The following is a 13,649-nucleotide window of genomic DNA, read 5'->3' as shown; positions in this document are numbered from 1 at the left end:
GGACATCGGCAACGGATGCGGCAGGTCAACGAAAGCGAATTCGCCAGTTTCGACGGCACACGGCTGTTCTACCGGCACTGGCCGGCCACCGCGCCGGCGGCGCCGCCGCGGGCGGTGCTGCTGCTGCACCGCGGCCACGAACATTCCGGGCGGGTCATGCACCTGGCCGAGGAACTGGGCCTGGACGACTGCGCGGTGTTCGCCTGGGATGCGCGCGGCAACGGCCGCTCGCCCGGCGCACGCGGCGATGCCCCCGGCTTCCCGGCGCTGGTGCGCGACCTGGACCGCTTCGTCGCGCACATCGGCGAGGTCCACGGCATCGCCGTGCAGGACATCGTGGTGATCGCACAGAGCGTGGGGGCGGTGGTCGCCAGCACCTGGGTGCACGACTACGCGCCGCCGCTGCGCGCGCTGGTGCTGGCCTCGCCGGCGTTCAAGGTCAAGCTGTACGTGCCGTTCGCGCGGCCCGGGCTGGCCCTGATGCAGACGCTGCGCGGCAACTTCTTCGTCAACAGCTACGTCAAGCCGCAGTGGCTGACCCACGACCCGGCGCGGGTCGAGAGCTACCGCACCGATCCGCTGATCACCCGGCCGATCTCGGTGCGCGTGTTGCTGGGGCTGTACGCGGCGGCCGACCGCGTGGTCGGCGATGCGCAGGCGATCACCGTGCCGGTGCAGTTGCTGGTGTCCGGCAGCGATTTCGTGGTGCACCGCGGGCCGCAGGACCGCTTCTACGAGCGCCTGTCCTCGCCGGTGAAGGAGCGCCACCTGCTGCCCGGTTTCTTCCACGACACCCTGGGCGAGCGCGACCGCGCACCGGCGCTGGCGCAGATCCGCCGCTTCGTGCGCGAGCGCTTCGCCGAGGTGCCGGCGCTGCCCAGCCTGCGCCAGGCGCACCGCCGCGGGCCGACCTTCGAGGAAGCCGAGCGCCTGGCCTGGCCGCCGCAGCGCTACAGCCTGCAGGACCTGCGCTGGCGCGGCGTGCGCGCCGGCCTGCGCCTGGGCGGGCAGCTCTCCGAAGGCATTGCCCTCGGCCTGCAGACCGGCTTCGATTCCGGCAGCACGCTGGACTACATCTACCGCGACCAGGCGGCCGGGCGCGGCCCGCTGGGGCGGATGATCGACCGCAACTACCTGGATGCGATCGGCTGGCGCGGCATCCGCGTGCGCCGCCAGCACCTGCACGAACTGCTGGGCCTGGCGATGCAGCGGTTGCGCGCAGCGGGCCTGCCGGTGCGCGCGCTGGACATCGCCGCCGGCCACGGCCGCTACGTGCTCGAAGCGCTGGCCGGCGGCAACCAGCGCGCCGATGCGATCCTGCTGCGCGATTTCAGCCCCTTGAACGTGGAGCAGGGCCGCGCGCTGATTGCCGCACTCGGCGCCACCGATATCGCCCGCTTCGAGCAGGGCGACGCCTTCGACCGCGACGCGTTAGCGGCGCTGCAGCCGCGGCCGACGCTGGCGGTGGTGTCGGGTCTGTACGAGCTGTTCCCGGACAACGACCAGGTGCTGCGTTCGCTGCAGGGCGTGGCCGCGGCGGTGGAGCCGGGCGGCTACCTGGCCTACACCGGCCAACCCTGGCATCCGCAGCTGGAGTTCATCGCCCGCGCGCTGACCAGCCACCGCGGCGGTGCAGCTTGGGTGATGCGCCGCCGCACCCAGCAGGAGATGGACGAACTGGTGCGCGCGGCCGGCTTCCGCAAGCTCGAACAGCGCATCGACGACTGGGGCATCTTCACCGTGTCGCTGGCGCAGCGGATCGCGCCATGAGCGCGGCGGCCGCACGGCCGTGGCGGCGAGCGCTGGCGTGGCTGGCGTTGCTGGGGCCGTTCTTCTTCCTCAGCTATGGCCTGGCCAACACGCTGGCCGCGCGACGCGCCGGCGTGCCGTCGCTGCCGTTCGCCTGGGAAACCCACATCCCGTTCTGGCCGTGGACCATCGTGCCGTACTGGTCGATCGACCTGTTCTACGTCGCTTCGTTCTTCGTCTGCCGCACGCGCGCCGAACTGGACACGCATGCGCGGCGCCTGCTCACCGCGCAACTGCTGGCGGTGGCTTGCTTCCTGCTGTGGCCGCTACGCTTTGGCTTCGAGCGGCCGCCGACCGAGGGCGTGTTCAGCTGGCTGTTCGCGGTGCTGCTCGGCTTCGACAAGCCGTTCAACCAGGCGCCGTCGCTGCACATCGTGCTGCTGGTGGTGCTGTGGGTGCGCTATGCGCAGCACCTGCACGGGCTGGCGCGGTGGGCCCTGCACGGCTGGTTCGCGCTGATCGGGTTATCGGTGCTGACCACCTACCAGCATCACTTCCTCGACGTGCCCACCGGCCTGGCCGCGGGCTGGCTCTGCGTGTGGCTGTGGCCGGAGCGCATCGCCGCGCCGTGGCGGGCCGCGGCGCCGGCGCGCGATCCGCGGCGCTGGCGCCTGGCTGCGCTGTACCTGCTCGGCAGCGCGGCCTGCGCGGCTGCCGCGCGCGCGCTCGGTGGCGCCGGCTGGTGGCTGCTGTGGCCGGCGCTGTCGCTGCTGCTGGTCGCGCTCAGTTATGCGCTGCTCGGCCCGCTGGGCCTGCAGAAACGTGACGATGGCCGCCTGAGCCTGGCCGCCCGCTGGCTGTATGCGCCGTACCTGGCCGCTGCCTGGCTCAACTCGCGCGCCTGGACCTGGCGCGATCCGGCGCCGCGCGCGATCGTCGACGGCGTCTGGCTCGGGCGCCTACCCGGCCATGGCGAGCGCGCACGCTTCGCCGTGGTGGTCGACGTCAGTGCGGAACTGTCGTTGCGCGAGGCGCAGGCGCACGATCGCGTGGTGCCGATGCTGGACCTGGTGGCGCCGCCGGCGGCGGCCTTGCGCATGGCCGCCGACGCGATCGAAGCGGCGCGCGCGCGCGGCCACGTCCTGGCCTGCTGCGCGCTGGGCTATTCGCGCAGCGCGGCAGCAGTGGCCACCTGGCTGCTGCGCAGCGGCCGCGCTGCCAGCGTGGACGAGGCGCTGGCGCTGGTGCGAGCGCACGCGCCGCGGATCGTGCTGGGACCGGCGCAGCGTGCCGCCATCGCCGCCGCCTGCACCGCGCCACCGGCGCCGCTGCAGGCGCGGGAGGTGCCGGCATGAACACGCCGCTGGAACTGCGCACGATGGCGGCGGTGTTGCGCCAAGCGGCGCCACTGGATCGGCTGTCGCTGCTGCTGCTCGCGGTCAGCGTGCTGTTGGCGGCGTGGTATGCCGGCACCGGTGCCGTCCTCGCCGTGTGCTGCTGCGGCGTCGCCGCCTTGGCCGGCCTGCTGCAGCGCTACTGGGCGGCGCGGGTCGGCCTGGACGTGGCGTTGCTTGAGGCAGTGCTGGCCGACCCGGACCTGCAGCGCGCCGGCGCCGACCTGGACACGGCGCTGCAGCGGCTGGGCCTGTTGCGCACGCTGCCGCCGCCGCGCGACTGGCTGGCGCGCTGGCAGGGCATGCGTCGCCTGTTGCGGCGGCAGCTGCTGTGTTTCGCCCTGCAGGTTCTGTCACTGCTGCTAGCGCTGTGCACGGCGCCAGCGGGCTGGGACGCACTGCGATGACGCGAACGCCGACGCCACTGCTGCCGGCCAGCGTCGATCCGGATCACGCGGCGCTGTGGCAGCGCCTGCAGGCCGACGGTTTCGGCGAGGGCGACGCGGCGTTGCCGGCGTTCGAGCGTCGCGTCGCCGACGAGGCCGGCGTCTCGCTGGCGCTGGCCGCGCATCTGGTCGAGGAATATCGGCGCTTCTGCTTCCTGGCCTGCGTCGCCGGCGAGGAGATCACGCCGAGTCCCCTGGTCGACCAGGCCTGGCATGCACACCTCACCGACACCCGCGAGTACTGGCAGCGGTTCTGTCCACAGGTGCTGCGCCGCACCCTGCACCACCAGCCCGGGCGCGGCGACCCGGCCGACGCTGCGCGCTTCCAGGCCCAGTACGCGGCCACCCTGGCGCAGTACCGGCACTACTTCGGCGAGCCGCCGGCGGCGTGCTGGCCAGCGCCGGCCGGCACGCGGCCATCCGCGCCGGCCCGGTACCAGGTCAACACGCGCCGCAGCGCGCCGGCGCGTGCCGGCGTCGCCCTGTGGGGCTGGCTGCTGGGCGTGGCCCTGCTGTTCGCGGTGCTCTGGCAACGCCACGGACCGATGTCGCCGCTGCACTGGCCCGGTCCGCCGTTCCTGCTGCTGTTCCTGGCCGGCATCGGCCTGGCCTGGAGCCTGGGCGCGCGCCTGCGCCTGGCCGTGCGCGGACTGCGCCGCGCCGCCCTCGACACGCCGCTCGACGCCACCGAACTGGCCTATCTGGCCGGCGGCAGCGAACGCGTCGCCGACCAGCAACTGGCCCTGCTGCTGGCGGCCGGCGCGGTGCGCCTGCAGGCGGAGCCGCACGTGCGCCGCCAGGCGCGGCTGCAGCACACCACGGTCGCGGTACCACCGGCGCTGCAGCGCGCGCTCGCGATCGTGCGCGCGCACCCGCAGCTGCAGCAGGCGCTGGCTGCGCTGCAGCGCGACGCCGCGCCGCTGCGCCGGGTGCTGGTCGCCAAGGGGCTGTGGCTGGGCCACGGGCAGGCGCTGTGCGCCCGCCTGCTCGGCGCCGCGCCGTTGCTGGCGCTGTGGACCCTGGGCGTGATGAAGTTGCGGATCGGCCTGCAGTTGCAGCGTCCGATCGGCTTCCTGGTGGCGGCGATGGTGGTAGTCGGCGTCGTTGCGCTCGGCTTCCTGCTCACGCCGCCGCGGCGCAGCGTCGCCGGCGATGCCTTGCTGGCCGACCGCGAGGCGGCCTGGCGCGATGGCGTCGCCGCGCCCTCGCTGGCGCCCGGTTCGCACCTGGCGCTGCCGCTGGCCCTGGCCGGTACCAGCGTGCTGATGACCACGCCCTGGGCCGACTATCACGCCTTGCGTGCGCCCGCAGCCAACGGCCGCGGCGGCAGCTGTTCGACCAGCAACTGCGGTGGCGACGGTGGCAGCAGCGACGGCGGCAGCAGTTGCGGCGGCGGTGGCTGCGGCGGGTGTGGAGGCGGCGACTGATGGCCGGTTCGACCTGGCAGGCGCGGCGCGCGCAATGGCGTGTGCGGCTGGCGCTGGCGCTACGCGCGCGCGGGGCCACGCCCAACGGCGTGTCCTGGAGCGGACTGGCGTGCGCGGTGCTGGCGGCGCTGATGTTCGCCCTGGCCTGGCGCGAGCCGCCGGCCAACGCCGCCGCGCTGCTGGTGCTGGCGGCGCTGGCGCTGCAGGCGCGGCTGCTGTGCAACCGCCTGGACGGCTTGATGGCGCAGCAGGCGCAGATGATCGGCCGTGCCGGCGCGGTGTACAACGAGGCGCCGGACCGGCTGTCGGACGTGGCGGTGTGCCTGGGCGTGGGCTATGGCCTGCAGCATGTGCTGGGCATCGGCGCGGAACTGGGCTGGGCCGCCGCCCTGCTGTGCGTGGGCACCGCCTATGTGCGAATGCTCGGTCTGGCCTGCGCAGTGCGCGAACCGCTGCAGGGGCCGATGGCGCGCGTGCAGCGCATGCATTGGCTGTCGCTGGCCGCGTTGCTGGCGGCGGCCGCGCTGCTGCTGCAACACGTGGTACTAGCCCGCACGATCCTAGCCGTGGCGCTGGCGCTGCTGATCGCCGCCGCCGCCCTGACTATCGTGATCCGCGTGCGCGCCATCGTGCGCGAACTGGAGTGGAAATGATCGAACGCCTGATCGCCCGCGGCTGCAGTGCCGCGATCCGCCTGCTCACCGGCGCACGTGCGCTGTGGCGCGGCTGCATGCCGTCCAGCGAACGCCGCGTGTATTACGGCAACCACGCCAGCCACGGCGATTTCGTGCTGATCTGGTCGTCGCTGCCAGCGCCGCTGCGGCGCGAGGTGCGGCCGGTGGCGGCGGCCGATTACTGGCAGCGCGATGCGTTGCGCCGCTACCTGATCCACGCGGTGTTCAACGGCGTGCTGATCGAGCGCGATCCGCAGCAGCGCACGCGCGACCCGATCGACTGCCTGTGCGAGGCGGTCGACGCTGGCGGCTCGTTGATCCTGTTTCCGGAAGGCACGCGCAACACCGAGGACGGCCTGCTGCCGTTCAAGAGCGGGCTCTATCACCTGGCGCGGCAGCGTCCGGAACTGGAGTTCGTGCCGGTGTGGATCGACAACCTCAAGCGGGTGATGCCCAAGGGCAAGTGGTTGCCGTTGCCGTTGCTGTGCACCACCACCTTCGGCGAACCGCTGCGACTGGGCGCCGGCGAGGACAAGCAGGCCTTCCTCGATCGCGCGCGTGCGGCCTTGCTGGCCTTGGCGCCGGAGCAGGCGGAGGCGGCCCGATGAATCCGATCGCGCTGAGCGAACACCTGCAGCAATCCTCGCTGCGGCAACAGACGGTGTGGCTGTTTCTTGGCATCGCCACGGTGCTGGTGGTGGCCACGCTGATCGCCGAGACCCTGCGCTGGCGCGCACGCGGACGGCCCAGCGCGGTGCTGGACAACCTGGTGGCGCGGATCCGCGCGTGGTGGGTGATGGCCGGGGTGGTGGCGCTGGCGTTCGCCTTCGGCCGGCTCGGCGTGATCGTGCTGTTCGCGCTGGTGTCGCTGTTCGCGCTGCGCGAGTTCATCACCCTCACCCCGACTCGGCGCGGCGACTACTACGCGCTGCTGGCCGCGTTCTACGTGGTGCTGCCGTGGCAGTACTGGCTGGTGTGGAGCGACTGGTACGGCCTGTACACGCTGCTGATCCCGGTCTACGCGTTCCTGGTGCTGCCGATCCTGGCGACCATCGGCGGCGACACCACGCGCTACCTGGAACGTACCGCCAAGGTGCAATGGGGGCTGATGATCTGCGTGTTCTGCATCTCGCATGTGCCGGCGCTGCTGAACCTGCGCATCCCCGGCTACGAGGACCGCAACCTGCTGCTGTTCGCGTTCCTGGTGATCGTGGTGCAGTCCTCGGACGTGCTGCAGTACGTGTGGGGCAAGCTGCTGGGCCGGCACCTGATTGCGCCGAAGCTGTCGCCGTCCAAGACCGTGGAAGGCTTCGTCGGCGGCATCCTCTCGGCCAGCCTGCTCGGCGCGGCGCTGTGGTGGATCACCCCGTTCTCGCCGCTGCAGGCATTCGCGCTGGCGCTGGTGGCGAATCTGATGGGCTTCTTCGGCGGCCTGGTGATGTCGGCGATCAAGCGCGACCGCGGCATCAAGGACTGGGGCCACATGATCGAAGGCCACGGCGGCGTGCTCGACCGATTGGACTCGGTGTGTTTTGCGGCGCCGGTGTTCTTCCACCTGATCCGCTATGGATGGGTGTGAGGGGCGGGGAGTGGGGATGGTGGGATTGGGGATTGGTTGGAGCGCCGCGGGCTGCGCGTGTGCGTCTATGCGAGCGTAGGAGTCAACTGTCATGCACCTGCGATGGCAGGAGGAGCGTACGGGGCCTGATCGCGCGCGATGGCGTTGAGCCAGCGCAGGAACTTGTGCATGCAGGCGACGATGGCGACCTTGGCCGGTTTGCCGGCTGCGCGCAGACGTGCGTAGGTGTTGGCCAAGGGGGATTTGGCGCGGATGCTGGCCCAGGTGGCCATGTACAGCACGCGCCGCACGTCGGCACGTCCGCCTTTGATGCGGCGCTGGCCTTTCCAGCAACCGCTGTCGTGATTGAACGGGGCCAGCCCGACCAGGGCAGCGAGCTTGCGTGGCGGCAGCGTGCCCAGCTCTGGCAGCCGCGCGGCCAGAACCGCGCGCAGGATCGTCCCGAGCCCAGGCACCTTGGGTAGGCTCGAGCAGGTCTTGCCCTGCTGCTCGATCTCCTGCATCAACGTCTGGATCTGCTGGTTCAGCAGGGCGATCACCTCTCGGCAGCGGTGTTGCGCCTTGGCGCTGGTAATGTGTTCCAAGCGCCGCCGATGGGCATCGCGCTGGCCCACCAGGGTGGCACGCAGGTCCAGCAGTTCGCGAAGAGACTGCTGGTGCTCGGGCACCACGGGCGTGGGGGTGGTCGGGATGTGCTGGGCGGCGATGGCCAGCAGGCGCGCGTCCAGGGCATCGGTCTTGGCATGCAGGCCCAAGGCCTGGGCGAGCTTGCGCGGACGATCGGCGGGCATCCGCACCACGGGCAGATCGGCCTGCCGCAACACTTGCAGCACGGCACGTTCGTAGCCACCGCTGGCTTCCAGCACGATCCGCTCGCAGTCCATCCCAGCCAGACGTTGGGCCAGCGCACGCTGCCCCTGTGGGGTATTGGGCTGGGTCCAGGCCTGCTCGTCCTGCAGGACATGAATGACCAACTCGGCCTTGGATACATCGATCCCGACATGGCGCCGCATAGACGTTCTCCGCAGTAGACTCATGGACGAGAGCGCTCCTGCCGATGCCCATGCTTGTGGAGTTCGAGCTCGTCACTCGGGCAACTGTTCGGGCTTGTCAGGCAGGAGAACCGGAGTGCGGCGGCGCTGACTCCTACTCGTGCTTGCTGGCACTGCGGCTAAACGGCCTGCCGCACTCCGCTCTCACCTACAACGATAGACCCTTATTTGACACAAGCGGCTTCAGCCGCGATGCTTTACCGAGAGCGCGTAACGGCTGATCGCGCAAGAGGACAGCAGGGCTTCCGCACCCGCATCTTCAGACGATGTCGCGTCGGGGCTGAAGCCTTCCCACAGTAGCGAGGTGCGCGGTTCGGCGTTCGGTGTTTTCTTCGCCGCGGTAGTGCGTTCGGTTGCCTGGGTGGGTTTCAGGCGTCGCGGCTGAAGCCGCTCCTACGAGGGCGATGTGCAGGCGCTACACGCTGCGTATCGGATTGCTTGACAGTGAAATCATGCAGGACAGCGCGCTGGATTCCCGATTCCCGGCCTTTCACCAGCCGCAGGCTGGTCATCCCGAATCCCCAATCCCGAATCCCCGCCTCACTCACGCCAACCCATATTCCTTGAGCTTCTTGCGCAAGGTGGCGCGGTGGATGCCCAGCAGCGCGGCGGCGCGGCTCTGGTTGCCTTCGCAATGGTTGAGCACTTCCACGAACAACGGGATCTCCATCTCGCGCAGCACGATCTCGTACACGTCGTCGGCATCGCAGCCGTCGAGGTCGCGCAGGTAGCGGCGGACCGATTGCGCCACGTGTTCGCGCAGCGGCGGCTTCGGCGCCCCGCGACTGGAGTCAGGACGAGTGGTGGCGGCGTTCAAGTTCGACGGATCCCCGGATGACAGCGGCACCGGACGGCAGGAGGGCCGGCGCGGGGGGACGAGTCTAGCGCGTGGCCTGCGCCGCTGCCATGGCGCAGTGCCCGAACGCAGCGTTCTCAGTGGAAGTCGAAACTGAATGCCGCAGTCTCGGCCGCCGGTTCGCGCACCTGGAAGGCGATTTGCGCGCTCTGTCCCGGTGCCAGCGTGACGCTGTCCGGACGCGCGCGGCCCAGGTATTCCTGCGGGCGCAGCACGCGGCTGCCGATGGTGCGGCCGTCGGCGTCGGCCAGCGACAACTGCAGCAGCGGCCAGGCCTGCGCCCAGCGCGCGTCGTTGCGGAAGGTCGCCTGTACCTGCAGGGTGCCGGCATGGCCGGGCAGCGGCCGCACCTCGCGGCTGAGCATGGTGAAGGCGGCCGGCTCGCGCCAGGCCGGCACCCTGCAGCGCAGGATTTGGCAGACCCCGGCCACCCAAGGCCGCCAGCGCGGGTCGGCGCCCAGGCGCTGGCGATCGGCGATCAGGATCTGCAGCGCCAGCAGCAGGCCCAGCCCGGCCAGCGCGATCCACTGCCACGGCGCGGCGCGCAGCACCGGGCGCCGTGCGCGTGGGCCGTGCAGGAAGCTCGGGGCGGCGGGGGATGCCGCCGCGGTGGGGGCGGTCGCGCGTGCTGGGGGTGTGGCTGGCGTCGGCCCCGGTGTCGGGTCCGACGCCGCCAGCGGCGCGTCCAGGTCATGTGTCTCGCTGGGCGCGCGGGCTGCCTCGGTCCCGGCTTCGCCCTCGGTCTCGACCGATGTTGCGTTCGCAAACGTTGGCGAGACGCTCGGCGCCGTGGGGTGCGCTGTGGTGTCGGTCGGCGGCACCGCGCCCGCCGACGCCGCCTCGTCCGCCGCTGCCGCAACCGGGGTCTCGTCCGGCGTGGCGGACGGATCGGGTTGGCGCAGCAAGGTGGCGAGGCTCGGGCGGGGCGGAGTGCGATCGGGCATGCGCGCGGACGACGACGGCGAGACCCTTATTCAAGCATGTTCAGCACGCGCCGGCGGGATCTGCAGCGCGCTGGCGGCTGGGCTGCGGCCTTGCAGGCGTCAGACAGGCGCGCCGATCGGCGCCGCGCGAGCAGGGCGCAGCACCGGGACTCGGCCGAAAACCTGAATTCGATTCCCGATTCCCGATTCCCGATTCCCCATTCCCGGCGCGGGCAACCCGCCGCGGCGCGCTCAGCGCGACCTGCGGGGGTCGAGCAGGTCGAGCAGGCCGGCGCGCTGGCGCGGGCTCAGGCCTTCAAAGCGCTCCAGCAGGCGCAGTTGCTGGTCGGTGAACTGGTACTGGCTGGGCAGTTCGCCGATGGCGGCGGCATCGGCCGTCATCGGTTCGCCGAACACGCGCTCGCCGCGGCCGGTGGCCAGGTACTCGAAATGCAGCCCGCTGCGGCGGGCCAGGGCGATCAGGTGCTCCAGCGCCGGCGCCGTGCCTTCGGCCATTTCCCACTGCGCCACGGCGCTGCGGGTCACGCCCAGGTCCAGCGCCAGGGCCTCCTGAGTGAGGCCGGTGAGCTTGCGCGCTTCGCGCACCCGTTCGTACAGCTTGCTGTTCACACGCACCTCCGCAGGGGAGGCGAGATATAGCCGCGGCGGCCGCTGCGGTTGGTTCGTGGCGCTGTCCAGTGAGCGAATGTTAGCGATACTGTCTTCGTTTCATTGGGCCGGCCGGCCCGGGCGCGGGCCATGCCTGGCGCGGGAATGCCGCGCTTCGGCGCCGCTGCGCGCGTTCGCGCCCCGATTCAGTCGCGACGCACGCCGTCGATGCGCATCCAGTCGCCGTCCTGCTCGGTGCGCAGCTGGGTGAACCACGGCGCATAACGCTGCAGTAGTTCCTGCTCCTGGCCATGCAGGATGCCGGACAGGGCGATGCGACCGCCCGGCGCCACGCGCGCGGCCAGGGTCGGTGCCAGCGCGTCCAGCGCCGAGGCCAGGATGTTGGCTACCACCACCGGATAGGTCGCGGCCGGCTCGTCGGCCGGCAGGTACACCGCCAGGCGCTCGCCCACGTCGTTGCGTTCGGCATTGTCGTGGCTGGCCAGCAGTGCCTGCGGGTCGTTGTCCACGCCCACCGCGGCGGCGGCGCCCAGCTTCAGCGCGGCCAGCGCCAGGATCCCCGAGCCGCAGCCGAAATCCAGCACGCGCGCCTGCGCCAGCACGCCGTCGGCGGCCAGCGCGTCCAGCCAGCGCAGGCACAGCGCGGTGGTTGGGTGGGTGCCGGAGCCGAACGCCAGGCCCGGGTCCAGGCGCACCACCGCGGCGTCGGCGTCGCGGGCGTCCTCGGGCAGGTCGTGGTTCCACGGCACGATGAAGGTGCGCGCGCCGAAGCGCATCGGCTGGAACTGGTCCAGCCAGGCCCGTTCCCAGTCCTGGTCGTCGACCTTGCGGAAGGTGACCTGAGCCCAGTCCAGCCCGGGGTCGAACGCCTCCAGCGCGGCCAGCAGCACCAGCGCGTCCTGGTCCTCGGGGAACAGCGCGCTCAGCACCAGCGTGCCCCACAGCGGGGTCTCGCCCACGCCCGGTTCCAGGATCGCGCGTTCGTTGCTGGTGTCGGCGTCGGCATCGAGCAGGGTCACCGCCAGCGCGCCGACATCCTCCAGCGCGGTCTCATAGCGGGGCTGGGTGGCATCGGTGCAGCGCAGGGTCAGTTCGAGGAACGGCATCGGTCGGTGGGTCAAGAAGGAGAAGCGCGCATCTTAGACGGGCGGCGGGCTTAGCGCTGAAGCCCGACTTGCGGCGGAGCGGGGTACGGCACGCATTTCGGCCGGTTGCGAACCACGTCCAGCCGGCGCCGTTCTGAACGCGACACGCGACGGCGGTACGCGGCGTCTCGCTGGCCGCGCCGGGCCGAAAAGGGCTCAGCAATGCGTCTGGACGCTGCCGGGCCAGCACCGGCACTGCGATCTGCACCGCGCCGCCCGTGGTGTCGTGCCGTTCGTCCGTGCCGCCGGTCCGCACGTCCATGCGCTGGGATCGCGGCATGCATTTGGCGCATGCCGCCGCCGTGGCCTGGGGTAGACTGCCGGCTCGCAGCGGCGGGGCGACAGGGGGTCCGGCTGCGTTTCTGCCCGTTGTCCGGCTCTTTCGCGCATGCCCGTCGTGTCCCGTCCAACCTGGCTGTTGCTGGCGCCCGCCGCGCTGTTGCTGGGCGTGGTGGCCTATCGCGCGCTGTCGCTGCCGACGGCACCGGCGGCGGCGCCCGCGCCGGCGAGCGTGGTGGCGGCCGACGCCTACCCCGCGTCCGTCGCGCCGGCCACGGCGTCGCGGCAGGCGTCGACGCCTGCGCGCCTGCGTGAGGAGAACGGGGGCGAGCGCAGTGCCGACCTCTACCGCGCCGCGCAGCAGCTGTCGATCGCCGCCGCGCACGGCGACCCCGAGGCGTCCTGGCGGCTGAGCCGCATCTACGACTATTGCGCCGGCTATGCGATGGACCCGATCGGCTACGGCGCCGACACCCGCGCCATCGCCGATGCGCGCCTGCCGACCTCGGCGCAGATGGTGCAGGCCCGTGCCCGCGTCGGCCGCCGCTGTGCCGGCTTCGCGCCCGACGATGGCCTGACCCGCCAGGCCATCGTGGCCCAGCGCGTGCAGGCCGCGCGTGGCGGCAACCTGGCTGCCGAAGCGGCGTTGCTGGCGCTGGGCCAGCCGCTGCATGCCGGCGCCGAGTACAAGCGCGACCTGGTCGCACGGGTGCGCGCCTCCGGCGATCCCGATGCCTACGTGGCGCTGGCGCCGGCGATGGGCCTGGCCGCCAGCGGCGACGACAGCCTGGGCGGCAGCGTGGCCGGCACCCAGTTTTCCGAACTGGCCTGGCAGTTGGCCGCCTGCAGGCTGGGATTGGATTGCGGCCCGGACAGCGAGCTGATGACCCGCTATTGCGCCAACGGCGGGATCTGCTCGCGCGACCCCACCCAGGACTTCAGCAGTTTTGTTTACGACGCCGCGGTGCCGCGGCAAGGCACGGACACGATGAACGACATGGTCAATCGACTGGTGGACAGCACGGGAGCAGGCTCATGAATTACCGGCGATGGCTGCACGGCGCCAAGTTCTGGTTCTGGGTCCTGGCCTTCGTCGCCTACTCGGCGGCGGCGGCGGGCCTGCTGCTGATCGACACCGCCGAGCAGCGCTACCGCGGCCTGTCCAAGGTCGAGCTGACCACCGCGCACTCCGCGCCGGACGTGCGCCGTGCCGGCGCCGCGCAGGTGGCGGCGATCTACCGCGCCAACAGCGGCATGCCCTTTTCCACCCTGGCCCCGGGCAGCACCTTCCAGATCGTCTGGCCGGACGGCTCCACCGAGACGGTGATGATCGTCAGCCCGACCTCGAGCCTGGGCGTGGAGCCGGTGGCGGGGACGCAGGCGAAGTAGCCGGGATTCGGGATTGGGGATGGGGGGATTCGCAAAAGCGGATCCAGATCCGAATCTTTCGGGTGTGTCTGGGCGCATCTGCGACCCTAGGCCCGGCAAGACCATG

At 71.6% G+C, this 13,649-nt stretch carries 14 protein-coding genes; 9 read left to right on the top strand and 5 right to left on the bottom strand.

The window, feature by feature from the left end; genetic code table 11:
- Window positions 1-15 precede the first annotated feature (15 nt).
- Genes AC1PLR_RS19470 through AC1PLR_RS19440 form a run of 7 tightly spaced genes read left to right on the top strand, consistent with a single transcriptional unit; the run spans window position 16 to window position 7,269 of the window.
- Window positions 16-1,770 carry a bifunctional alpha/beta hydrolase/class I SAM-dependent methyltransferase gene (locus AC1PLR_RS19470; RefSeq protein ID WP_481102035.1) on the top strand — a complete coding sequence of 585 codons (1,755 nt, stop codon included), beginning with the start codon at window positions 16-18 and terminating at the stop codon, window positions 1,768-1,770.
- The gene (locus AC1PLR_RS19465) at window positions 1,767-3,104 is read left to right on the top strand and encodes a phosphatase PAP2/dual specificity phosphatase family protein (RefSeq protein WP_481102034.1); all 1,338 of its coding nucleotides are present in this window, start codon (window positions 1,767-1,769) and stop codon (window positions 3,102-3,104) included. The genes AC1PLR_RS19470 and AC1PLR_RS19465 overlap by 4 nt, the downstream gene beginning before the upstream one ends.
- Complete coding sequence (locus tag AC1PLR_RS19460) at window positions 3,101-3,550, top strand: hypothetical protein (RefSeq protein ID WP_481102033.1); 450 nt, start codon at window positions 3,101-3,103, stop codon at window positions 3,548-3,550. Before AC1PLR_RS19465 ends, AC1PLR_RS19460 begins: the two co-directional genes overlap by 4 nt.
- Window positions 3,547-5,016, top strand: coding sequence for a TIGR04222 domain-containing membrane protein (locus AC1PLR_RS19455; RefSeq protein WP_481102032.1), 1,470 nt, complete (start codon window positions 3,547-3,549; stop codon window positions 5,014-5,016). The genes AC1PLR_RS19460 and AC1PLR_RS19455 overlap by 4 nt, the downstream gene beginning before the upstream one ends.
- Entirely contained in the window at window positions 5,016-5,669 is a 654-nt protein-coding gene (locus AC1PLR_RS19450) for a CDP-alcohol phosphatidyltransferase family protein (protein ID WP_481102031.1), read from the top strand. Before AC1PLR_RS19455 ends, AC1PLR_RS19450 begins: the two co-directional genes overlap by 1 nt.
- The gene (locus AC1PLR_RS19445; protein WP_481102030.1) at window positions 5,666-6,298 is read left to right on the top strand and encodes a lysophospholipid acyltransferase family protein; all 633 of its coding nucleotides are present in this window, start codon (window positions 5,666-5,668) and stop codon (window positions 6,296-6,298) included. Before AC1PLR_RS19450 ends, AC1PLR_RS19445 begins: the two co-directional genes overlap by 4 nt.
- Entirely contained in the window at window positions 6,295-7,269 is a 975-nt protein-coding gene (locus AC1PLR_RS19440) for a phosphatidate cytidylyltransferase (protein WP_010343857.1), read from the top strand. The genes AC1PLR_RS19445 and AC1PLR_RS19440 overlap by 4 nt, the downstream gene beginning before the upstream one ends.
- Window positions 7,270-7,358: 89 nt before the next feature.
- On the opposite strand, the gene AC1PLR_RS19435 is transcribed toward AC1PLR_RS19440, so the two are convergent.
- The 5 genes from AC1PLR_RS19435 to prmA all read right to left on the bottom strand — a co-directional run bounded on the left by AC1PLR_RS19435 (window position 7,359) and on the right by prmA (window position 11,836).
- Window positions 7,359-8,282, bottom strand: coding sequence for an IS110 family transposase (locus tag AC1PLR_RS19435; protein ID WP_481102029.1), 924 nt, complete (start codon window positions 8,280-8,282; stop codon window positions 7,359-7,361).
- Between the two features lie 583 nt (window positions 8,283-8,865).
- On the bottom strand, window positions 8,866-9,138 hold the full coding sequence (gene fis, locus AC1PLR_RS19430; RefSeq protein ID WP_010343856.1) for a DNA-binding transcriptional regulator Fis: 273 nt from the start codon (window positions 9,136-9,138) through the stop codon (window positions 8,866-8,868).
- Between the two features lie 116 nt (window positions 9,139-9,254).
- Window positions 9,255-10,121, bottom strand: coding sequence for a DUF3426 domain-containing protein (locus AC1PLR_RS19425; RefSeq protein WP_481102028.1), 867 nt, complete (start codon window positions 10,119-10,121; stop codon window positions 9,255-9,257).
- A gap of 231 nt (window positions 10,122-10,352) precedes the next feature.
- Window positions 10,353-10,730, bottom strand: a complete 378-nt coding sequence (locus AC1PLR_RS19420) for a helix-turn-helix domain-containing protein (RefSeq protein ID WP_019800993.1) — start codon at window positions 10,728-10,730, stop codon at window positions 10,353-10,355.
- 185 nt (window positions 10,731-10,915) lie between these two features.
- A complete protein-coding gene (gene prmA / locus AC1PLR_RS19415; RefSeq protein WP_481102027.1) occupies window positions 10,916-11,836 on the bottom strand; it encodes a 50S ribosomal protein L11 methyltransferase in 921 nt (306 codons plus the stop codon).
- Between the two features lie 427 nt (window positions 11,837-12,263).
- Between prmA and AC1PLR_RS19410 the strand changes: the two genes are divergently transcribed.
- Together AC1PLR_RS19410 and AC1PLR_RS19405 are read left to right on the top strand one after the other, a co-directional pair.
- Window positions 12,264-13,193 carry a hypothetical protein gene (locus tag AC1PLR_RS19410; RefSeq protein ID WP_481102026.1) on the top strand — a complete coding sequence of 310 codons (930 nt, stop codon included), beginning with the start codon at window positions 12,264-12,266 and terminating at the stop codon, window positions 13,191-13,193.
- The gene (locus tag AC1PLR_RS19405; RefSeq protein WP_152182762.1) at window positions 13,190-13,543 is read left to right on the top strand and encodes a hypothetical protein; all 354 of its coding nucleotides are present in this window, start codon (window positions 13,190-13,192) and stop codon (window positions 13,541-13,543) included. The genes AC1PLR_RS19410 and AC1PLR_RS19405 overlap by 4 nt, the downstream gene beginning before the upstream one ends.
- Window positions 13,544-13,649 lie beyond the last annotated feature (106 nt).

Source organism: Xanthomonas sp. NCPPB 3570, assembly GCF_056725115.1.
This window is presented reverse-complemented; position numbering and strand designations above follow the sequence as displayed.

Excerpts from the sequence above, each read along its gene's own strand:
- AC1PLR_RS19460 (WP_481102033.1), top strand. The coding sequence starts at position 3,101 with ATGAACACGCCGCTGGAACTGCGCACGATGGCGGCGGTGTTGCGCCAA.
- AC1PLR_RS19440 (WP_010343857.1), top strand. The coding sequence starts at position 6,295 with ATGAATCCGATCGCGCTGAGCGAACACCTGCAGCAATCCTCGCTGCGG.
- AC1PLR_RS19465 (WP_481102034.1), top strand. The coding sequence starts at position 1,767 with ATGAGCGCGGCGGCCGCACGGCCGTGGCGGCGAGCGCTGGCGTGGCTG.
- AC1PLR_RS19455 (WP_481102032.1), top strand. The coding sequence starts at position 3,547 with ATGACGCGAACGCCGACGCCACTGCTGCCGGCCAGCGTCGATCCGGAT.
- AC1PLR_RS19445 (WP_481102030.1), top strand. The coding sequence starts at position 5,666 with ATGATCGAACGCCTGATCGCCCGCGGCTGCAGTGCCGCGATCCGCCTG.
- AC1PLR_RS19450 (WP_481102031.1), top strand. The coding sequence starts at position 5,016 with ATGGCCGGTTCGACCTGGCAGGCGCGGCGCGCGCAATGGCGTGTGCGG.
- AC1PLR_RS19410 (WP_481102026.1), top strand. The coding sequence starts at position 12,264 with ATGCCCGTCGTGTCCCGTCCAACCTGGCTGTTGCTGGCGCCCGCCGCG.
- AC1PLR_RS19470 (WP_481102035.1), top strand. The coding sequence starts at position 16 with ATGCGGCAGGTCAACGAAAGCGAATTCGCCAGTTTCGACGGCACACGG.
- AC1PLR_RS19435 (WP_481102029.1), bottom strand. The coding sequence starts at position 8,282 with ATGCGGCGCCATGTCGGGATCGATGTATCCAAGGCCGAGTTGGTCATT.
- prmA (WP_481102027.1), bottom strand. The coding sequence starts at position 11,836 with ATGCCGTTCCTCGAACTGACCCTGCGCTGCACCGATGCCACCCAGCCC.
- AC1PLR_RS19405 (WP_152182762.1), top strand. The coding sequence starts at position 13,190 with ATGAATTACCGGCGATGGCTGCACGGCGCCAAGTTCTGGTTCTGGGTC.
- AC1PLR_RS19425 (WP_481102028.1), bottom strand. The coding sequence starts at position 10,121 with ATGCCCGATCGCACTCCGCCCCGCCCGAGCCTCGCCACCTTGCTGCGC.